Source organism: Kribbella swartbergensis (genome assembly GCF_054784135.1).
Map to the genome: position 1 here is coordinate 553,237 of NZ_BAAGPM010000017.1, position 20,216 is coordinate 573,452.

Below are 20,216 nucleotides of genomic sequence, written 5' to 3' on the forward strand. Positions count from 1 at the left end.
GTTGTCAGTCGTCCACCCGATGCAAGGACGCGTACGCAAGATGCAGCGCGTCCGCGGCGGCCAGCACCGTCAAACCGCCCGCCAGGTCCAGCGGGGTGGGCTGCGCCGGTGGACGGCGGCCGGTCGGCCCGGCCACACCGGCGACGGCTCCGCAGTACCCGGGCGGTCCGCTCACAGGACGAAGTAGCGCAGCCAGAGGTACGGCGCGGCGACGAGGATCGTGATTGCGGTCATCACGGCGCCCTTGCGGGTGAACTCCCAGAAGCTGATCGGGTTGCCGGCGCGCAGGGCGATGCCGATCACGACGACGTTGGCGCTGGCGCCGACGGCGGTCGCGTTGCCGCCGAAGTCGGCGCCGGCGGCGAGCGCCCACCACAACGCCTGCGCGTGGGCGGGGTCCGCGACGCTCTTGGTGAGTTCGAGGACCACGGGGCTCATCGTGGCGACGTACGGGATGTTGTCGACGATGCCGGACAGGACCGCCGACACGCCCAGGATCAGCATGACCGCGAGCAGCGGCCTGCCGTCGGTGGCGTTCCCGACCTGTTCGGCGAGGTCGCCGATGACGCCGGTCTTGACGAGCGCGCCGACCATGATGAAGAGGCCCGCGAAGAACAGCAGCGTCTGCCATTCGACGCTGCCCATGTAGTCCTTGGTCGGTACGCCGGAGATTAGCACCAGCAGGCCCGCGCCCAGCAGCGCGACGACCGACGGCTCGACATGGAACACCGAGTGCCCGATGAAGCCGGTGAAGACGACCAGCAGTACGACGGCGCACTTGATCAGCAGCCGGGTGTCCTCGATCGCCTCGCGCTCGTTCAGCCGCAGGACGTTCTCGACCTTGTCCGGGTCGACGGTGAACGAACCCTTGAACAGCCGCGGCACCACGAGCGTGAACACGATCAGCTCGATCACCACCAGCGGCGCCATGTGCACGAGGAAGTCGTTGAAGGTGAGGCCCGACCGGCTGGCGATGATGATGTTCGGCGGGTCGCCGATGAGTGTGGCCGCGCCGCCGATGTTGGAGGCCAGCACCTCGGCGATCAGGAACGGGACCGGGTTGATCGCGAGCCGGTCGCAGACCAGCAACGTGACGGGCGCGATCAGCAGCACCGTGGTGACGTTGTCCAGGAACGCCGAGGCCACGGCCGTGATCAGGGTCAGCAGGATCATCACCCGCAACGGTGATCCCTTGGCGCGTTTGGCCGCCCAGATCGCGATGTACTCGAAGACCCCGGTACGGCGCAGTACGCCGACGATGATCATCATCCCGAGGAGCAGGAAGATGACGTCCCAGTCGACGCCGGTGTCGTGGGAGTAGAACGCGTGCTCGGAGTCGGTCACGCCGAGCGCCAGAAGGACCGCCGCACCGCCGAGCGCGGCGAGCAGCTTGTGCGTCCACTCGGTCGCGATCAGGACATAGGCGATGGCGAAGACGACGACGGCGATCACAGCCATGCGATCACCCGGACGTCGCTCAGTGCGGTCCGACCACCAGCTCCAGCAGGCGGGACGCGGTGATCGCGCCCAGGATCTCCTGGTTCTTGACGACCGCCACCAGCGGGCATCGCAGCCGGGCCATGATCGCGGCCACCTCGAGGACCGTGTCGTCGTGGTTGACCACCGGCAACTCGACCGGTTGCGACGGCAGCAGCCTCCGGACGGTCACCCCCGCCAGCTTGTCCGCGACCTGGTCGGCCAGCGACTCGTCGATCACCCGGGCCAGCGACGGGTCGTCCTGCACGTAGCTCGGCACCAGGAACCGGACCACCTGGGACGCGGGCAGGACCGAATGCGGCCGTCCCCGTTCGTCCACGACGATGAGACCCGGCAGTCTGCGCGAGGCGAGCAGCTCCACCGCCTCGCGAGCGTCGGCGTCCAGGCTGACCACCGGGAACTCTTCTGCCATCTGCTCTCCGTGCACAAGTGCACGATACGCCCGCTCCGGCTCGCTCACCCAGGGCTGGTCTGCCATGGCTGAGGACAGGGGCTGCCGCCGGCGTCATGCCGCCTCCAGGATCGTCGACCAGCTCGCACCCCGGCTGAGGGCGAGCACTGCCGACCAGACTTCCCGGCGCACCAGGCCCAAGCTTCTCCCATCCGCCGGGCTGCGCGCAAACGATCCCACCATCCGGGCGCGTTCCATCCATTGCCCCGAGCAACCCCCGTCGGCGTCCATTCTGTTGCTGGAGGCAACCGTTAACCCGTCGGGTTGGCCCGCCGACCCCGGGGGGTTGTGGTCCGAGATGACCGGAGTGATGAAAACGGTTATCGTTTGCTGTTGTGTCAGTCAACTCAGCCGCGGTCCGGCCGGTCGCCGGACGCGACCCTGCACCGCCACCGCCTCGACCCGTCCGATTCCGCCTGGTGCCGGCCGGGCTGCTCGTCGCACTGGCGGTCGCGGTGGTCGTCAGTTCGGGCATCGGGCCGGTCGCCGTCCCGATCGGTACGACGGCCAAGATTCTGTGGGCTCATCTCGCGCCCGGTGAACACATCGCGACCTGGACGCCGGCGCAGGATCAGATCGTCTGGCAGTTCAGGCTGCCCCGTACGCTGCTCGCTGCCCTGGTCGGGGCCGCGCTGGCCGTCGCCGGCGTGGTCCTGCAGGCGGTGATCCGAAACCCGCTGGCCGATCCTTTCGTCCTCGGCGCTTCCTCCGGCGCCTCGCTCGGCGCGGTCGCCGCGCTGGCGGCCGGAGCCGTCGTGCCTGGCGTGCTGGTCTCCGGCGCTGCGTTCTCGGGCGCTGCCGTGGCGGCCCTGCTCGTCTTCGTGCTCGCCCAGCGCGGCGGCCGGGTCGAGTCGCTGCGCCTCGTCCTCGCCGGAGTGGCATCGTCGTACCTGTTCAGTGCTGGCACGAGCTGGATCACTGTCACCGCCGAGCACGGCAAGCTCCCCGGCCTGGTGTTCTTCCTGCTCGGCAGCGTGTCGGCCGCGACGTGGGAGATGCTCGCGATTCCGGCGGTCGTCGTGACGATCTGCGTGATCCATGCGATGGTCCGGGTCGGCCCGTTGAACGCCGTGATGACCGGTGACGAGACCGCGACCTCGTTGGGTGTGGACGTCTCCCGCTTCCGGATCGAGATGCTCGTCGCCACCTCCTTGCTGACCGGCGCGGTCGTGGCCGTCAGCGGCGGCATCGGGTTCGTGGGGATGGTCGTCCCGCACGTGTGCCGGCTCGTGGTCGGTGCCGACCATCGGCGGCTGGTCCCGGTGGCCGCTCTCGGCGGAGCGATCTTCCTCGTGCTCGTCGACATCGTCGCCCGGACCGCCGCCCCCCCGCAGGAGTTGCCGATCGGCATCGTCACGGCCGCGGTCGGCGCGCCGTTCTTCCTCTGGTTGCTCCGTCGCCGCCCGGTCGGGGGTGTGCGATGAAGGTCGAGGCGCGAGAGGTCGTCGTCAGCCTGTCCGGACGGCCGGTGCTCACCGGCGTCGACCTGGAGGTGCGCTCGGGAGAGGTGCTCGGTCTGCTCGGCCCGAACGGATCCGGCAAGTCCACGCTGCTCCGTACCGTCTACCGGGCCATCCGGCCGGACGGCGGGGCCGTCGAGGTGGGCGGCCTCGACGTGTGGAGTTCGACCATCCGGGAGGTCGCCCGGCGTTGCGCCGTACTGACCCAGGACCACGCCGTCGACGTGGAACTGAGCGTCCTCGACGTCGTCCTGCTCGGCCGCATCCCGCACCGCTCCCTGATCGGGCGCAGCGACCTGGACGAGGTGGCGCTGGCCCGTGAATGCCTCGATCGGGTCGACGCCGCCCACCTCGAGGACCGGACCCTGCCGACGCTGTCGGGTGGCGAGCGCCAGCGGGTGCTGCTCGCGCGGGCGTTGGCCCAGCAGCCGAAGGTGCTGCTGCTCGACGAGCCCACCAATCATCTGGACATCGCGCACCAGTTGGAACTTCTCGGTCTGGTACGGCGCCTTGGCGTGACGGCCGTGGTGGCACTCCACGACCTCACGCTGGCCGCGGCGTACTGCGACCGCCTGGCGCTGCTCGACCTGGGCCGCCTCGTTGCCATCGGCCCGCCCGAGGAAGTGCTGACCCCCAACCGCGTGCGTGACGTCTACGGCGTCAGCTGCGACGTACTCGTCCATCCCCGGACCGGCCGGCTGCTGCTGGCCCTGGACCAAGCCGAATCCCCTGCAAAGGAACCCACCTCATGACCATCCGCCCCTTCGCCACGGCTCTCACCCTGACCACCCTGGTCGGCTGCGGGACCGTCTCGGCCGGCCCCGAAACACCGGGCGCACAGACGACGGCCCAGTCGCAGTACGCGATGACGATCACCAACTGCGGCCAAGAGTACGCGATCGCGAAGGAGCCGCAGCGGATCGTCAGCCTCTACCCCGGCCAGACCGAGATCCTGCTGCGGCTCGGCCTGAAGGACCGGATCGTCGCCCAGGCCCAGGAGGCACGGTCGGAACCCAACCCCGAGCTCGCCGACGACTTCAAGTCGATCCGCTCGCTCGGAGCCAAGACGCCGCCGAGCAAGGAGGTCCTGATCGCTCAGCAGCCGGACTTCGTGTACAGCGGCTCCGAGTACGAGTTCAACACCGAGCAGGGTTTCGCCGGCAAAGAAGAGTTGGTGAAGGCCGGTGCGACGCCGTACGTCGCGACCGCCGGTTGCCGGGAGCGCAGATCGACCGGCACGGTGGAGGACGCGTTCACCGACCTGCGGACGCTCGGCAAGGTCCTGGGCCGCGCGGACCAGGCCGCGGAACTGGAGAAGAAGGCGCGCGCCGACCTGGCCGCGGTGACGGAGCGGATTGCCGGACGCCCACCGGTCAAAGCGGCGCAGGTGTTCTACGAGGGCGGGAAGCTGTACGCCATCGGCGCCGCCATCGAGGTGGACATGCTGCGGCTCGGCGGCGGCCAGAACGTCTTCGCCGCCACCGAACAACGGTTCGCCGACTTCTACGCCGCCGAGGTGAACGCCGAGGTCGTCCTCGAGCGCAACCCGGAGGCGTTCGTGTTCGCCGTCCAGGACGACGCCCACCAGCGGCAGACGATCGACTACCTGAGCCGGACCTTCGCCAGTACGCCGGCGGTCCGCGACGGCCGGCTGGTCCCGGTCCGCAACACCACGTTCGCGCCCGGCACGCTCGCCTCGATCGAGGGTGTCGCCGCCATCGCCGACGGTCTGCACCCGAAGAGCTGAGCAGATGACCCCAACCGCCGAGGTCCCGCTCCTGCGGGACAAGGCCTTCAGGTACTTCCTCCTCGCCCGCACCGTCGCGGTGGTGGGGTCGGCGATCAGCTCCGTCGCACTGCCACTGCTGGTGTTCCAGGTCACGTCCTCGGCCCTGGTGACCTCCCTGGTCACGGCGGTCCAGGTGGTTCCGTACCTGCTGTTCGGGCTGATCGCCGGCGCGATGGCCGACCGGCTCCCTCGCCGCCCGCTCATGCTCACCTGCCAAGCGGTGTCGGCTGCCGCGCTCGTCAGCGTGCCCGTCGCTTCCTGGCTCGGCGTGCTGACGGCGCCGCACGCGATCGCGGTGGCGGCGGTGGTCGCCACCAGCTTCGTCTGGTTCGACGCCGGATCCTTCGGCGCCCTGCCGGCTCTCGTCGGCAGGGCGCGGGTCGTCCCCGCGAACAGCATGGTGTGGATCGTCACGACACTGGCCGGTCTCGGCGGACCGGTCGTCGGCGGCGTCCTGGTCGCGACCGTCGGCGCCGCTCAGGCGCTGTCTTTCGACGCCGCGTCGTACGTCGTCGCCGGTGCTCTGCTGGCGCTGATCGGCCGGTCCTTCGACGCGAAGGAACCGCGAACCGATCGCCAGGGCGGGTTGCGGACCGGGATCCGTGAAGGTCTGGAGTTCGTCTGGCGGCAACCGGTCGTCCGCTCCCTGACCCTGCTGGGAGTCGGCAACTCGGTCACCGGGGGAGCGGTGAGTGCGCTGCTGGTCGTGTTCGCGGTGCGCGACCTCGGGCTGTCCGAGGAAGGCAGCGGCGTCGGGATCCTGATCGCCGTCACCGCGACCGGAGCCTTTCTCGCCGCCCTGGCGCTGCCCAGACTGACCGACCGGGTCCCGATCGGCTGGATCACGATCGCCACCCTGACCGCGAACCCGGTCGCGCTGCTGCTCACCGCGGCCGCCCAATCGTTGCCCTGGGCAATAGCGCCGTTGCTGCTGTGGAGCTTCACGAACACCCTCACCGTCATCAACGGCATCGCCGCCCGCCAGCTCGTGACGCCACTGGAACTGCAGGCGCGGGTGAACACCACCGCCCGGATGGTGGCGTGGGGAGGCACGCCACTGGGAGCCCTGCTCGGCGGCGTACTGGCCGAAGCGGCCGGCGCGAGATCCGCCTACGCGTTGATGTCGTCCGCCGTACTGATCAGTGCCGTCCTCGCCTGGCGATCGCCACTGCGCGACCGCACCTTCGGCGCCGCGGAGCCAGCTGCTCAGGCCCGGTAGTCGAGAACCAGTTCGGGCTGGCGGCGCGGATACGCCGTACTGTGCCGATCGACGCGACCTGCTGGCACGGGCTGGACCCGCGGACGCTGATGCTGACCTCGGCCGACCCCGTCGAGCTGCTGGCCGGCGGGTTCATCACCCCGGAGACCGAACCAGGTGCGGCCCAGGCCGTGCTGTCGAGCGAGTACGAGCGCGACGACTACAACACCTTCGCCTCGATCGCCGGTCGGCGGGCACCGGTCGGAATCCTCGGTGAGTCGACCCGGGGACGCCCGGAGCGAAGCGCTCGCTACCGGGAATTCCTGGCCCCGTACGGCACCCCGTTCGAGCTGCGGACCGCGTTCGTCGCGCGCGGCCGCACCTGGGGCTGTGTGGTGTTCCACCGTACGGCGGCAACCGGGGACTTCGCGCGTCAGGAGGCGACCCTCATCGCGCGGCTGTCGCGGCCGATTGCCGAAGGGCTCCGCGCCTCGCTGCGGCTGGATGCGGCGCGACGGCACGACGACGATACCGCGCCCGGGCTGATCATGCTCGGGCGGCACGACGAGGTGGAGCTGATCACTCCGCCGGCCCGTGCGCTGCTCGACGACCTGGCCCGTGAGAGTACGACGAAGCCGCAAGAGGTCCCGTTGCCGATCCCGTCGCTCGCGGCCGTCGCTCGCCGGCAGGCGCGCGGGACCCCTGACCGGGCGTCGCCGGCGATGGAGGTTCCCACCTCGGCCGGTTGGCTGTCCCTGTACGCCTCGGTGCCGGCCGGCGCCGGATCCGATCAGGTGGCGATCGTGATCCAGCGGGCCGCCCCGGAAACCGCGGTCGCCCTGGAACTCGAGGCCTATGGCCTGACCACGCGCGAGCGTGAAGTGGCAGGCCTCGCCGTCCGCGGCCTGTCCACCGCTGCGCTGGCCGAGCGACTGCACCTGTCACCCTGGACGGTCCAGGACCATTTCAAGTCCGTCTTCGAGAAGACCGGCACCCACAGCCGCCGCGAACTCCGTGCCCTGGTCTTCTACGAGGAGTACCTGCCCTCCATGACCGCACGCACACCCCTCGACGCCGACGGCACCCTCGCCCGAATGCGCTGAACCACAACTCCGGCCGCGTGGGACGATGCGGGCATGGGTGATGTCGCTGGGCGCTCGGGACCGCCTGCCATGGTGGGGAATCTGACGTTTCTGCTGGCGATGGCGGGTGGGTCGGCTCGGGTGAGGGTCGAAGAGGTGCTGTCCGCGTTCGGCATCGGCCTGCGGGGTCTCGGCATCCTGGCGCACATCGCGGCTGAACCTGATCTGTCGTACTCCGCGCTGGCTCGCCGTTCCAACGTCACGGTCCAAACCATGACGGCTTCGATCAAGGCGCTGCAGAACAGCGGCCACATCGCGCCACGCGATCCCACCCGGGCCGGTCGGGCGGCTCGGCTGCTGCTGACGCCGTACGGCGAAGAAACCCTGGCCGCCGTGGACAAGTCGATCGCGGCGATGTCCGACAGTTGGCTCCCGCTCGATCCGGAGGAGCGCAAGACGCTCGCCGCCCTGCTCGGCAAGGTCGTGCGCGCCACCGCCGAGCGCCCTTCGTGACACCTCCGCGATTCCAACCTACAGGCACCCTGTAGGTTGGGGTTCATGTCCTCCGATCCGAGACCTTCGACGGACCGCTTCCGGCCGACGCGTCGTTCAGTCATCACCCACGGAGCCGCGGCGGCCACCGCGGCTGCCGTCGGTGGTGCCGTGGGCTCACAATTCAGTTCCACCGACGCCGCCGCCTCGCCCAGCCCGGTGGTGCCGTTCCACGGCGACCATCAGGCAGGCATCGTCACCGAGCAGCAGTCGAACGTCGTACTGGCCGCCTTCGACGTCACTGCCGACCGGTCCGGTCTGCGCGGGCTCCTCGACGACTGGACGGCACTCGGCGCCGCGCTGAGCGAGGGCAGGCCGGCGCCCGCGCGCAAGCAAGAGACGGCCGACCTGGCGGCCGACTCGGGGATCGCGGTCGGGCTCGGGCCGGCCCGGTTCACGATGACCGTGGGCTTCGGTCCCGGTCTCTTCGACAGCCGGTTCGGGCTCGCCGGGCGCCGACCGGCGAAGCTCGACCCGTTGCCTTCGTTTCCGGGCGACGACGCGGTCGATCCGTTGCGCAGCGGTGGCGACCTGATCGTGCAGTTGTGTGCCGACGACCCGCAGGTGCTGAGTCACGCGTTCCTGCAACTGCGGGCAACCACCGTGGGCCTGGCGAAACTTCGCTGGTCGGACGCGGGGTTCATCAGCGGCCCCTCCGACGGGCGAGCTCCGCGGAATCTGCTGGGACTGCACGATGGTACGGCGAACCCGGCGCCCGGCCCTGGGCGGGAACGCCTGGTGTGGGTCGACAACGCAACAGAACCCACCTGGATGCACGGCGGCACCTACCTGGTGTTCCGGCGCATCAGGTTGCGCCTGCCCGAGTGGTCGTTGACTCCGGTCGCCAAGCAGGATCAGGCCATCGGACGCCGCGCCGACGGCTCGCCTCTCTCGGCGGCGCCCGGGACGGACCCGTCCACGCCGCTCGATCTGGACGCGAAGGATGCGTCCGGCGGTCCGGTGATCCCGGCCCGCGCTCACGTACGGCAGATGCATCGTTTCGAAATGTTCCGGCGCTCGTACAACTACGACCGAGGCTTCGATCCGCACGCCGCGTCGGGTCACGGGACGGACGGGGAGACCTCCGCAGGTCACGGTCACGGACACGGCCACGTCGGTCATGACGGGTATGACGCCGGTCTGCTCTTCCTGACCTTCAACCAGGACCCGGCGCGGCAGTTCGTCCCGGCGCAGCACATCCTCTCCACCGTCGACGACCTCAACCGCTTCCTCCAGACCACAGGTAGCGGGATCTTCGCGATCCCTCCGGGAGTACGTCCGGGCCAGTCGTTGGCCCACGGCCTGGTCTGACGTACGGCAAGGGGTGGCCCGGCAGAAAGTCCGCGGATCGGCGCATCAGAACGGGAGGTGGGGTCGTCTTTAGCGGGAGGATCGGTTGACCGAACCGGTCCGAGGAGGGAGTCGACGGTGACCTTCGAGGAGTGGACGCGACAAGGCGTGCCAGGCCTGGTGCGGTTCGCGACCGTGCTCTGCGGGTCCGGTCAACTGGCCGAGGACCTGGTGCAGGACACCGTGATCAAGGTGCACCGGAACTGGGACCGGATCCAGCAGGTCGGCAACCCGGACGCGTATGTGCGCCGAATGGTGGTCAACGAGCACCTGTCCTGGCGCCGCAAGTGGTCCCGGATCGTGCCGCGCCCGGAGATCTGGAGCGAGGCCGGTCGCGAGCAGCCCGATCACGCGGCCCGCCTCGCCGACCAGGACGAAATCGTCGCCGAGCTCGCCAAGCTGCCGCGCCGGCAGCGCACGGTGCTCGTGCTGCGGTACTACGCCGGCCTCAGCGACGCCGAGATCGCGGAGACGATGGGTTGCTCGCCGCACACCGTGCGTTCGTACGCCTCCCGGGCGCTCGCCACACTCCGCATCGAGCTGGCCTCCTCACCCGCAACCACCGAACCCCACGGAGTGATCAATGCGCACTGAGCAAGACCTCCGGAACGCCCTCGACCGGCTCGCGGCGACAGCCCCCGACGTCACCCCGGTCGTCGACGACCTCCCCGCCGTACGCCCGGCCCGGCGGCGCCGTACGACGCTCGTCCTGGCGACCGTGATGGCGACGGCCGCGGCGATCGTCGGCGGCTCGGTCGTGGTCGACCGGTTGCGGGCAACCACTCCGCCACCGGCCGGCCAGGATTCCAGCTCGCCGTGGGTGGGCTGGGCCAAGGTGACCGCGCCGGACGGGATGATCGTGAACCCACGCGTCTACGAGCCGAACCGGCAGCTGTACCAGTTGGCCGGAGTCGGCAGCCCGTGGTCGTCGTACTGCCTGCTCAGCCTGCACCGCAACGGCGACTTCGACCCACGCAAGATCCCGGCGGACAGTCCGCGGATCGACGTGAACGGCCTGGCCGGCCGGCTGATCACGATGCCGGACGGTCAGCCGATCGTGCCCTTCCCCCGCGGGTACGCCATCTCGGCCGTCGGGCCGGTACGGCCGATGACGACGCTTGCCTGGCAGCCGTCGAGGGGCCTCTGGGCGCTGGTCAGTTGCGTCCAGCAACAACAACTCGGGACTCGTGAGGTGCCACAGATCGACGCTCCGGTCGATGCCGCCGCGGACTCCGCCGTCGCGGTCGCGAGGAAGCTCACCGCGACGCAGCAGCGGGTGCTGTCGCCGTTCAGGATCGGCTACGTGCCGAGCGGTCTGAAGGTGAAGTCGGTCAGCGACAAGACCTCCAACTTCACCGGTGACGGTCACCAGTTCCGGGTTCTGTTCAGCGACGGGAACCCGAGGACCGGGCTGCAGGGGGCCGACCACGGGGAGAGGTCGATGTGGGGTCCGATGCCGGGGGCCGGCGACGACCTCGAGATCACCTACACCACCGACAAGTTCTGGAACCAGAACACCAGGTTCGAGCAGCACAATCCGGCAGACCTGACCATCCACGCCTACAAGGCCTGGTACACCGCCGACGTCCTCGGCGCCGTGGCGGGGTCCAAGCCCGTGGACAAGACCACGCGCGACAACGGGATCCGTCTGGAGGGCAAGGGCATGGCGATCACCGTCCGCCGGTTGGGGAACGGGCCGGCTGACAAGGCCGAGCTCCGCAGGATCGCCGAATCCCTGACCATCCCCGGCAACCCACTCTCGACCGATCAGTGGTACGACGCCACCACCGCCATCCCGCGGTGATCGAGGTCGGCGAGGGAGGTGTCCGCGAGGACCGCGCGCCACGCCTCCTCCGCCGCGCGAGGTCCCAGCTGTTCTGAGCGTTCAGCCGATTCGTACGCCGAAGACCTGGAGCAGGGTGTAGACGCCGAGCAGGCCGATCGCGACGCTGCTGACGGCCAGGAGGACGTTGAACAGGGTGGCGCCGTACAGCCTCGGGTCGGTCTCGGTCCTTCGCAGGTACCAGACCGCGACGACGACGGCCACCAGGAAGATGCCGGTCATCACGCCGCCGATCTGCACCATGATCACCGGCGACTGGATGGTCAGGTAGGCGACGCCCCACAGGATGGGCAGCGCGACGGTGAAGATGCGGATCCAGCGGAGCCGGGCGACCGGGTCCTGCCAGTCGAACACCCCCAGCGTCGCCAGCACGTTGGAGTACATCCGCGACCAGCTCGGGATCGAGGCCCACATGGTCGAGCCGAGGACCGCGATCGCACCGACCAGGAACAGGATGTTCGCCCATTCGCCCAGGGTGTCGGTGTAGATGCGGGACAGCGCGGTGATCATCTCGTTGCCCTTCGGCAGGATGCCCTGTGGTTTCAGCACGGCCGCACCCATGATGAAGAACGCCAGCGTGCCGAAGGTGTAGACGCACCAGGAGATGAAGGCGTCCTTGTACATCACCTTGATCCAGCCGTTGGCACGGCGTACCCATTCCTCGCTGCCGTCGTTCGGACCCGCCCAGCGGGCGTAGCCCTTCTCGACGCACCAGTAGGTGTAGAAGGTGATCTCGTCGGCGCCGACGCCGGTGATGCCGAACATCGCGATCGCCGCGCCCAGCGCGCCGGCCGGGATCATGAAGGTGAGGCCGCCGGCGATGTCGCCGGCGTCGTACGAGTACGGCGTGAACGGCAGGCCGAGGGCGATCAGGATCGTGACCGTCGAGAAGATCACCACCAGGGCGACCGCGCCGCGTTCGATCAGGCTGTACTTGCTCTTGTAGAGCATGGCGATGCTGGTGATCACAAGGAGGACCGTCCAGATCGTCAGCGAGGTCTTGCCGAGCGGGTCGTCGCCGAACGGCATCAGGATGCTGAACGCGACCGCCGTACCGCCGATGATGCCGCCCAGTTGGAGGAGCTTCGACAGCGCGAGGATGATCCACAGGAAGTTGATCCAGCCCATCCGGCCGAGTCTGGGCGGCACCTTGTTGTAGCCGCTGAGGGCCGGCTGGCCGGTGGCGATGGTCCAGCGCGCCAGCTCGACCTGGACGGCGACCTTCACGAACGTGCTGAAGATGACCATCCAGAGGATCGCGAAGCCGGCCTGCGCGCCGAGCGTGGTGGTCGCGATGAGCTCGCCCGACCCGACGATCGACGCGCTCAGGATGAGTCCGGGGCCGAGGTACCGCACGCTGGCGCGCCAGCCCACCGGTGGTTCCTTGATGCCGTCCGCGGTCAGTGTGTACGGATCGGTGGCGGACGCTTCCGTACCAGTGCTCATCGAGGCTCCTCAGGACAAAGTGCTCGGGCTGGCATCATCGACAACACGTGGTGACTCGTCAACCACTCGCCGTACCGGAGGCGTGACGCTCGGCCGACTAGGAGGAGGTGAGCAGTTCGGGTGGGAGCAGTGGGGCGTGGGCTTCGAAGAGGTCGTCGACCATGGTGCGGATCTGCTGAAGGGTGAGCTGGGCGCCGGTGAGGGGGTCCAGCATCACGGCCTGGTAGACGTGTTCGCGGTTGCCGGTCAGGGCGGCGTTGACGGCGAGTTCCTGCACGTTCACGTTGGTGCGGTTCACCGCGGCGCACTGGGGTGGGAGCGGCCCGACGGCTGTCGGCTGGATGCCGTTGCCGTCCACCAGGCACGGAACCTCGACGCAGCATCCCTGGGGAAGGTTGGGGATGATGCCGCGGTTCTCCACGTTGCCGTAGATGACGCTGGTGCGGTTCGTTTCCATGCTGTTGACGATCACGGCGCCGTACTCGACCGAAGGCGCCAGTTCGTTCTTCAGCTCGGCCAGGGCCGTGGAGATCTTCTCGTCCTCGTCGTGGTCCCGGCAGATCTCGTAGTAGTCCCAGCGCACCGGCACGAAGTCACGCACCAGCTCCGGGTTCTTGCGGAAGTACGGCAGGTACTCCGACGCGTGGTGGCTGGACTCGGTGTGGAAGTAGCCGAAGGCCTCCATGATCGAGGTGCGGACCCGTTCGACCCCGCCCTCGTACGTCGACGCGCCGCGATCGTTGCCGCTGTGGTCGCCGTCGTCCTCGGCGAGTCCGCTGGTGTCCTGCCAGTTCAGGTGCCGTTGCATCCGCCGGCGCAGGGCGGGATAGAGATCCTGGCCGCCCCGGCGGAGCTCGAGGATCCAGGCCTGGTGGTTGATCCCGGCGGACAGGTAGTGCACCTCGTCGTACGGAACGTCGAGTTCCCGGGCGAGCATCCGGGTCGTGCCCTGGACGCTGTGGCACAGCCCGACCGGCCGCAGTCCCAGGCTGGTCAGGTACCAGGTCGCCATCGCCATCGGGTTGGCGTAGTTGATGACCTGCGCACCAGGGCACAGCTCGTGGATGTCCGCGGCCAGTTCCCGGTACGCCGGGACGGACCGCAGGAAGCGGAACACGCCACCGGGGCCGATGGTGTCGCCGACCGGCTGGTCGATCCCGTAGGTGCGGGGGATCTCGACGTCGTACCCGTACGCCTCCACGCCGCCGACCTGGAACGTGATGATCACGTAGTCCGCGCCGTCGAGCGCCTCCTTCCGGTCGGTGGTCTCGAGCACCGCGGTCGGGAAGCCATGGTGATCGATCAACTCGCGGGCCGCCGACGCCGTACGGCGCAGCCGCCCGGAGTCGATGTCCATCAGCGCGAGCGTGCTGTCGCGCAGCGCCGGGAAGCTGAGCAGGTCGGCGATCAGGCGGAACGGGAAGACGTACCCGCCCGCGCCGATGATTGCGATCTTCGCCATGGTGGTCCCTTCGTCGGTGAACGCCTTCACGCTAGGAGCTGAGGGGAATAGAGTTCCTCCGCATGAGTACGGCGGACTTCCCGGATCCTCAGGTGACGGACGGGGCCGAGGTGGTGCTGCGTTCGCCCGAGCTGTGGTGCCGCCGCGGGCCGGCACCGACGATGCGCCAGGCACACCGGCACGACGACATCGAGCTCAACGTGGTCACCCAGGCGCCGCTGCGGTACCTGTTCGGCGGCACGCCCGCCGAGATCCGCCCGGGCGAGGTCGGTCTGTTCTGGGCCGCGATGCCACACCGGTTGCTGGACGGGACGGACAACTGGCGCGCCCACGTCGGCTGGGTGCATGTCCCGCTCAGGATGGTGCTCGGTTGGGGCTTGCCGGAAGCGGGCCTCGCGCAACTGCTGGGTGGCCGACCGCTGGTGGCCCCGGTGGAGGCGGCCGGGGACCTGGACGTTACCGCGTTCGACCGGTGGTCCGGCGACTTCGACAGCGGTTCCGCCGAACGGCGCCGGATCGCGTTGCTGGAGATCCAGGCACACATCCGGCGCCTGCTGTACGACGTACGCCGTACGGACCTGTCGTCGGCGGAGTGGGGTGGATCCGACGACGGCTTGCGGCATGTCGCAGCGATGGCCCGCTACGTGATGGCCTACTTCCGCGAGCCGATCACCGCGACGGAAGTCGCCGCAGCCGCACACCTGCACCCGAACTACGCGATGACGCTGTTTCGGCGAGTGGTCGGCACCACGCTCGGTGCGTATCTGGCGCAGTGCCGGGTCGCGGAGGCGCAGCGTCTGCTCATCACCACGAACATCACGACCACCGCGGTCGCAGCAGCGGCCGGATTCGGTTCCCAGAGCGGCTTCTACGCCACGTTCACCCGCCTCTGCGGCACATCACCCGGCGCCTACCGCCGTATCTCCCGCTTCGCCCCTCACGAACCAGGTCGACGCGAGTGAAATGCGAGCCTCACCGACGGTCGGGAGTCCGTCCGACGGATAGCGTGAGGGTTCGGACGGATCGCTCGGTTGCCGAGACCGCGGCCTCCAGCGGGCCACGTCGGCGGTAGGTCCGCCAGGCCACCGCGAACGCCAGCGCGACGATCACGTGGACCACCAGAAGCGCAGTACCGTCGGCGCCATCTCCGGTCATGCCGAGTGCGATGACGTGCAAGCTGTAGAGCGTGAGCGTCATGCTGCCGGCGGCGACCAGTGGAGTCAGCAGGGGTGCTGCGACGCGAACAATCAGCAGGCAGGCGCCGAGTACGCCGAGCGCTGTGCCGATCGTGTGGAGCAGGTCGAGTGGTGTTCCCGAGTGCGGAGCGGACACAGCGAGCCACCACCACGACGACGTGGGCGTGGTACCGCCGAGCGAGGTCGACAGTCTGCGCTCGACCACCGGACTATCCGCGATGCGGTCGAGGCCACCGAGCGGGTGCAGGAGTGTCCACGACACAGCCTTGGTAAGGAGGGCCAGCCCAGCGCCGCCGACGAGCAGGCCCGCAGCCACTCGGGGCGAGTCGAGAGCGAGCCGGCCGACGGCCAATCCGGCCAGCAGGTAGGCCAGCCACGGGAACACCGGGTAGTAGCCGGTCAGGACGAGCTCAGTTGCCAGTGCGCCGGGCTCGGCGAGCGAGCCGAAGGTTGGGTTGCCGCCGCCGGATTCGTACAGCGACGAGCGCACCAAATGGCTGACGGCCGGCGCGAGGAGCGCCCAGGCCACGGCGAGTGGCACAAGTGCTCTAGCGCCGAGCGAGAGGAACGGCAAGGCGCAGACGAACAGCAGCGCGTAGTACACGAGGATGATCGCTACGGGCGTTTCGACCGCTCCGAGCGCCAGTCCCAGGAGTGCGAGCAAACCTGCCCGGGCAACGAGTCCGCTTCGTGCGGCCAGTAGGCGCCTGTCCCGATACGGATGTGAGCCGCCGGTGATCAGGGCGAGACCGACACCGGCGAGTACGGCGAACAACGCCGACGCCCGTCCACTGGCCACCAGGAAGGCGGTGCTCGTCCGACCTGTCTCGTCGACGGCCGGAACGATATGCACCGACATCATTCCGAGCAGGGCGATCCCGCGGGCGGCGTCCACGCCGGACAACCGGCCTCGGCGCCCGACAGACGTGCCGTCCTGCGAGGCGTCGGTTGGCACCTGCTGCAGCGCCATGTGGCCTCCTCTTCCCGTGACTTGCCCGCCTGCCATGCGGACAGCAAACACGGAGAGGCCGAAAGCCAGTGCAAAGCGAGGCGGTCGCAGGGAGAGGGTGGGGTCTTTGTGCACGGGGAGATCAGTGCTGCTGCGCAGATCGATACTCTGCTCACTTGGAAGCTTGGCCGAACAACGCCTCGCCTTCGAGTAGTGAATTGCCGACCGAGGTACGGCGATAGACGACGCGCCGACCCCGTCGGCTGCGTTCGACGAGGCCGGCCCGCAGAAGTACGTGAAGGTGATACGACACTGTCGGCGCGCTCCAAGGGAGCCGGCCGGTCAACTCGCTTGTGGACTGGTGTTCGCCGAGCTCAGCGAGCAGCACCGCGCGGGTGTCACCCAGCAGATCCGCCACGGCTTCGTGGGACACCTGAGCGTCGCGCTGCCACAGGCGCGCGATCCCGTTCGAGCGGTACACGACGGACGGCTGTTCGGGGGCACTTCACGGTGAACTGCACCGGGCCGACGTGCGTCGACGTCGGGATCATCAGCACACCGTCGTCCGCCCAGTCGACGACGACCTCGAACGGTCGATCCAGGACGATTCCCTGGCCGTCCCAGACCATCCCCGGCCCGAGGTCGTTGAGCATCGCCACCGCCCCGCGTGAGGCCAGAAGATCACTCTTGCGCCGGAAGTCGTCCTCGAGGACCAGTTTGGTCTTGTTCCAGTCCGGTTCGACGGCGAGTTCGAAGAACAGTTGCACCGCCTTGGACGCGGCGTCCGCCACCGCTTCCGGCCCTTCGGCCATCAATCGCGTGAGCGCATCGGGCGCCGGACGACGCCAATTCTCGTAGGCCGCCTCGTCCCCGAACAGTGCCACCACATCGGGGCGGACGGGTCGCCCGCGGAGACCGATGTCGAGTTGGCGCTCCACGTCGTCGCGGGGAGTCTGTGCAATCGTCCGGGCCTGTTCGTCGATTGTCTCCACGGACCGCAGTGGGGGAGGAGTGAGGAAATCCGGCGCGTAATCATGGTCCGCCGGTATCAACGCCTTCAGGAGGGCCAGTTCATTGGCCGGCATCAACTCTTCCGCTCGCGCGTACCAGGTCCTGGCATGGCGTGCGGGATGTGCGTCGCGAAGGCGAATGGTGCTCACGACTTCCTGAGCGGGGGAGATGGCAAAGCGCGATCGGCCGAGTTGGTCGGCCGTCATCGTGATGTGAATCGCCACCGACCCAGTATGCACATCGTCCGTGGTTCGGCGAGCAGACGAAATCTGGGCAAAACCCACTGTTCGAACCACTTCGAATCATTTGTCAGAGAAGCTTCGTGGTGGTGGCTATCGGGTGAAGGCCAGCACGATGGCCGCCACGCCGAACAGCACGTCGAGGACGATGCAGAACTCGCTCAAGGATCTCGGTACGACGACGTTGCGGCGCCAATGAAGGAAGTCCCACACGGCATGGCTGGCCAGTGCTACACCGGCCAGCGCCAGACCCAGGCGTGGCGAGACCAGTACGCCGACGACTGCCAGGCCGCCGAATCCCAGCATCGCGAGGCTCTGCGCACCGAGAGCGCCGGCATGGGCTCGCCGCACGACGCCGACCGCGACCAGTACGGCGGCGAAGATCGACAGGCCCAGCCACCACGGGACGCCGGCCAGTTCGCTGACCGTGACGACGGTCGAGCCGACCAAGATGTTCGCCCAGGCGACCCAGGGTAGGCCGAAGGCGGCAGCGGCCAGGTAGCAGCTCGCGGCGACCGCTACGGTGATGGCCACAGCGTCGGTGGCTACCCCGGTCACGAGCTGGAACGCCGCGGCTGCCAACCCCAACGCGGCCGGCCAATACTGCAGCCCCGGCCGTTGCGTCGCCACGATCTCAGCAGAGATGCTTCCTTCGTTCACGCCTGGCAGTGAACCCCGCGAGGGCCGGGACCGCCACCGTTTCGAACACCCTGGAATCTCTCTCGCCGCCTTGTCCGGCGGTAGAGACGGGCATCGCCGGGCCGATGTCATCCACAGAGCGACAGACCGTACCGCTGTGGTACAACGTTGTCAGAGAGTTTGATCGCTCGAGTGATTCAGGCGCTCCAGCGCACCCGACGTTGAGAAGCCAGCGTCGGGTAGGCCCAGACCTCCTGTTGCCGCAACGCTGTGGCACCAGGAGACCTCTGGCCCGGCTCAGGGGTGGGAGATGTCTTGGACAGTTCCGCCGGTTACCTGGTCGGGCATGGCTCGGGCGATGTCGGCCTGAGCCAGTATGCCGACCAGGTCGTGTCCGTCGATGACCGGCAACCGGCGTACCTGATGCTCGCTCATCGTCCGCAGCGCGTCCTCGATGCTGTCGTCCACGGAGATCGCGACGAGCTTGCCTTGCGCGAACTCGCCCGCGCGGGCGGTCGCCGGGTTGCCGCCCTCGGCGATACAGCGAACGACGATGTCGCGGTCGGTCAGCATGCCCCGGAGCCGGTTGTCCTCACCGGCGATGGGCAGTCCCCCGACATCGAGATCCCGCATCTTGCGGGCGGCGTCAACCAGCGTCTCGTTCTCGCCGACGCACTCCGCACCGGCCGTCATCAGATCCCGCGCCGTAGTCATCGATGTCCACTCCCATGAGTGATTGGCCTTGACTGCCCCTGCGGTTCCCCCCTCACCGGCAACCAAACCCGCAGTCCGCCCGCCGAGCCGTCGCCCACCCGGACCGTGGCTGCCGCGGGGGTCCTGAAAGTCGCCGACCGCGGACGACATCGACGCCAACGTCACCTCGGTGCCAAACGCCGTACCGGCCGTTGCTCGCGAGCGCGGCGCCGTACGACGTTGCCGAGGGCAGCCGCCTGGTCGAGAGATCGTCGCGCGGTCCGGTGGAGTCCGTGACCTACCGGGCTCGTGGTGACAGGCGCGGCGGCGCCGCCAGACCCGCACGTCTTCACGACACCGTCCGCCTGACAGTCGGCGTACCCGTCACCGTGCATCTGTCCGCCAACCGCCGGACGCCTCCGCCAACCGTTGTCCTCGGCAACGTTCTGGACACTGTCGGGAGTACGAGAAGTAGTGGACGTCGCCCCAGAGCGCTCCAGATCAGACCAGGTAGCGCCATTCTGGCCATTGGGGGCGTTCTGGTGAGGTGAGGGCGTCGAGCATGATGTGCTCGATCTGGTCGGGGGTCAACCCCTGTTTGTCGGTGGCTCCCGGTGCGGCCGCGAACCACGACTTGTCGCCGTCGGCGAGGTATACGCCGAGTGGGTGATGGCGGTCGGCGACGGCTGCGACGGTGCCCCACGATCGGTGGACGAAGATCTGCTGGTCGCGGTCAGGTGACAGTTCGCGCAACCACCGCTGAACCGTCTCGCGATCGGACAGTTCCGCCGACTCCTTCGTGGTCCGGAACAAGCCTCGCCCGGTCAGCCGCTCAGCGGTCTCCTCGGGCCGACCTCGAAAGCGAGCGACCAGATCCTGCAACCAGCCCATCGGTGTCCTCCCATCCGCCTGCTGAGTCAGCATCGGCGAACCGACTGCTACCGGCAAGTGCAACCGACGTATCGATCGTCCAGGAGTCAGCGGAGGGCGTTCCAGATCGCGACTCCGCCCAGCACCACGCCGAGACCGATCGCACTCGCCAGCAGTCCGGCGGCCCAGCCGGGGAGGCGCCGGCGGAACGCGCGGAGGGCGAGGGACGCGACCAACCAGCTGACGGCGATCGCGAGGATTACTGCCCCGCCGAGTAGGAGTGCCAGCAACCACCACGGAAGCGAGATGTACGTCGTGTTGATGACGTCCGGCCAGGTCATCACCCAGCCGAGGAATGCCAGCACGAGGAGGCCGTGAACCACTGCGACGACAGCGTTTCCGGAGCGGCGTACGTCCACAGCCCAGCAGTGTGGTCCCGTAGAGGGTCACCACCGACGAGCCACGCGCGGAACCCGACGCGCACGATAC

22 protein-coding genes are annotated in these 20,216 nt (G+C 68.7%); 10 read left to right on the forward strand and 12 right to left on the reverse strand.

Annotation, left to right across the window (positions count from 1 at the left end; translation table 11 throughout):
• Positions 1 to 4: 4 nt before the first annotated feature.
• Genes ACYVOK_RS14530 through ACYVOK_RS14540 form a run of 3 tightly spaced genes read right to left on the reverse strand, consistent with a single transcriptional unit; the run spans position 5 to position 1,909 of the window.
• Positions 5 to 175 carry a hypothetical protein gene (locus tag ACYVOK_RS14530; RefSeq protein ID WP_460662910.1) on the reverse strand — a complete coding sequence of 57 codons (171 nt, stop codon included), beginning with the start codon at positions 173 to 175 and terminating at the stop codon, positions 5 to 7.
• Positions 172 to 1,458, reverse strand: coding sequence for an ArsB/NhaD family transporter (locus ACYVOK_RS14535; RefSeq protein WP_460662911.1), 1,287 nt, complete (start codon positions 1,456 to 1,458; stop codon positions 172 to 174). The genes ACYVOK_RS14530 and ACYVOK_RS14535 overlap by 4 nt, the downstream gene beginning before the upstream one ends.
• Before the next feature lie 19 nt (positions 1,459 to 1,477).
• On the reverse strand, positions 1,478 to 1,909 hold the full coding sequence (locus ACYVOK_RS14540; RefSeq protein ID WP_460662912.1) for a CBS domain-containing protein: 432 nt from the start codon (positions 1,907 to 1,909) through the stop codon (positions 1,478 to 1,480).
• Positions 1,910 to 2,283: 374 nt separating this feature from the next.
• Here ACYVOK_RS14540 and ACYVOK_RS14545 point away from each other — a divergent pair, with 374 nt between their 5' ends.
• The 9 genes from ACYVOK_RS14545 (at position 2,284) to ACYVOK_RS14585 (ending at position 11,183) form a co-directional block, all read left to right on the forward strand.
• Positions 2,284 to 3,372 carry a FecCD family ABC transporter permease gene (locus tag ACYVOK_RS14545; RefSeq protein ID WP_460662913.1) on the forward strand — a complete coding sequence of 363 codons (1,089 nt, stop codon included), beginning with the start codon at positions 2,284 to 2,286 and terminating at the stop codon, positions 3,370 to 3,372.
• Complete coding sequence (locus ACYVOK_RS14550; RefSeq protein ID WP_460662914.1) at positions 3,369 to 4,160, forward strand: ABC transporter ATP-binding protein; 792 nt, start codon at positions 3,369 to 3,371, stop codon at positions 4,158 to 4,160. The genes ACYVOK_RS14545 and ACYVOK_RS14550 overlap by 4 nt, the downstream gene beginning before the upstream one ends.
• Positions 4,157 to 5,155, forward strand: a complete 999-nt coding sequence (locus ACYVOK_RS14555; RefSeq protein WP_460662915.1) for an ABC transporter substrate-binding protein — start codon at positions 4,157 to 4,159, stop codon at positions 5,153 to 5,155. Before ACYVOK_RS14550 ends, ACYVOK_RS14555 begins: the two co-directional genes overlap by 4 nt.
• Before the next feature lie 4 nt (positions 5,156 to 5,159).
• Positions 5,160 to 6,416 (forward strand): MFS transporter, encoded by a 1,257-nt coding sequence (locus tag ACYVOK_RS14560; protein WP_460662916.1) that lies wholly within the window; start codon positions 5,160 to 5,162, stop codon positions 6,414 to 6,416.
• 41 nt (positions 6,417 to 6,457) lie between these two features.
• Positions 6,458 to 7,498 (forward strand): helix-turn-helix transcriptional regulator, encoded by a 1,041-nt coding sequence (locus ACYVOK_RS14565; protein ID WP_460662917.1) that lies wholly within the window; start codon positions 6,458 to 6,460, stop codon positions 7,496 to 7,498.
• A gap of 69 nt (positions 7,499 to 7,567) precedes the next feature.
• Positions 7,568 to 7,990, forward strand: coding sequence for a MarR family winged helix-turn-helix transcriptional regulator (locus ACYVOK_RS14570; protein ID WP_460662918.1), 423 nt, complete (start codon positions 7,568 to 7,570; stop codon positions 7,988 to 7,990).
• Between the two features lie 150 nt (positions 7,991 to 8,140).
• Positions 8,141 to 9,340, forward strand: a complete 1,200-nt coding sequence (locus ACYVOK_RS14575) for a Dyp-type peroxidase (RefSeq protein WP_460662919.1) — start codon at positions 8,141 to 8,143, stop codon at positions 9,338 to 9,340.
• Between the two features lie 117 nt (positions 9,341 to 9,457).
• A complete protein-coding gene (locus ACYVOK_RS14580; RefSeq protein WP_460662920.1) occupies positions 9,458 to 9,973 on the forward strand; it encodes a SigE family RNA polymerase sigma factor in 516 nt (171 codons plus the stop codon).
• Positions 9,963 to 11,183, forward strand: a complete 1,221-nt coding sequence (locus ACYVOK_RS14585) for a hypothetical protein (protein WP_460662921.1) — start codon at positions 9,963 to 9,965, stop codon at positions 11,181 to 11,183. Before ACYVOK_RS14580 ends, ACYVOK_RS14585 begins: the two co-directional genes overlap by 11 nt.
• A gap of 81 nt (positions 11,184 to 11,264) precedes the next feature.
• Here the strand turns inward: ACYVOK_RS14585 and ACYVOK_RS14590 are convergent, their stop codons facing one another.
• Positions 11,265 to 12,668 (reverse strand): Nramp family divalent metal transporter, encoded by a 1,404-nt coding sequence (locus ACYVOK_RS14590; RefSeq protein WP_460662922.1) that lies wholly within the window; start codon positions 12,666 to 12,668, stop codon positions 11,265 to 11,267.
• Positions 12,669 to 12,765: 97 nt separating this feature from the next.
• Positions 12,766 to 14,130 carry an alpha-galactosidase gene (melA, locus tag ACYVOK_RS14595; protein ID WP_460662923.1) on the reverse strand — a complete coding sequence of 455 codons (1,365 nt, stop codon included), beginning with the start codon at positions 14,128 to 14,130 and terminating at the stop codon, positions 12,766 to 12,768.
• 62 nt (positions 14,131 to 14,192) lie between these two features.
• Between melA and ACYVOK_RS14600 the strand changes: the two genes are divergently transcribed.
• The gene (locus ACYVOK_RS14600) at positions 14,193 to 15,092 is read left to right on the forward strand and encodes a helix-turn-helix domain-containing protein (protein ID WP_460662924.1); all 900 of its coding nucleotides are present in this window, start codon (positions 14,193 to 14,195) and stop codon (positions 15,090 to 15,092) included.
• Between the two features lie 10 nt (positions 15,093 to 15,102).
• Here ACYVOK_RS14600 and ACYVOK_RS14605 read toward each other — a convergent pair whose 3' ends face one another.
• The 7 genes from ACYVOK_RS14605 to ACYVOK_RS14635 form a co-directional block, all read right to left on the reverse strand.
• Positions 15,103 to 16,296 (reverse strand): heparan-alpha-glucosaminide N-acetyltransferase domain-containing protein, encoded by a 1,194-nt coding sequence (locus ACYVOK_RS14605; RefSeq protein WP_460662925.1) that lies wholly within the window; start codon positions 16,294 to 16,296, stop codon positions 15,103 to 15,105.
• Between the two features lie 151 nt (positions 16,297 to 16,447).
• Entirely contained in the window at positions 16,448 to 16,693 is a 246-nt protein-coding gene (locus ACYVOK_RS14610; RefSeq protein ID WP_460662926.1) for a winged helix-turn-helix domain-containing protein, read from the reverse strand.
• Entirely contained in the window at positions 16,674 to 17,510 is an 837-nt protein-coding gene (locus ACYVOK_RS14615) for a hypothetical protein (RefSeq protein ID WP_460662927.1), read from the reverse strand. The genes ACYVOK_RS14610 and ACYVOK_RS14615 overlap by 20 nt, the downstream gene beginning before the upstream one ends.
• 108 nt (positions 17,511 to 17,618) lie before the next feature.
• Positions 17,619 to 18,185, reverse strand: coding sequence for a hypothetical protein (locus ACYVOK_RS14620; RefSeq protein WP_460662928.1), 567 nt, complete (start codon positions 18,183 to 18,185; stop codon positions 17,619 to 17,621).
• A 276-nt stretch (positions 18,186 to 18,461) separates the two neighbouring features.
• A complete protein-coding gene (locus ACYVOK_RS14625) occupies positions 18,462 to 18,878 on the reverse strand; it encodes a CBS domain-containing protein (RefSeq protein WP_460662929.1) in 417 nt (138 codons plus the stop codon).
• Positions 18,879 to 19,358: 480 nt separating this feature from the next.
• The gene (locus ACYVOK_RS14630; RefSeq protein ID WP_460662930.1) at positions 19,359 to 19,748 is read right to left on the reverse strand and encodes a hypothetical protein; all 390 of its coding nucleotides are present in this window, start codon (positions 19,746 to 19,748) and stop codon (positions 19,359 to 19,361) included.
• A gap of 86 nt (positions 19,749 to 19,834) precedes the next feature.
• Complete coding sequence (locus ACYVOK_RS14635; protein WP_460662931.1) at positions 19,835 to 20,146, reverse strand: hypothetical protein; 312 nt, start codon at positions 20,144 to 20,146, stop codon at positions 19,835 to 19,837.
• Positions 20,147 to 20,216: the final 70 nt, after the last annotated feature.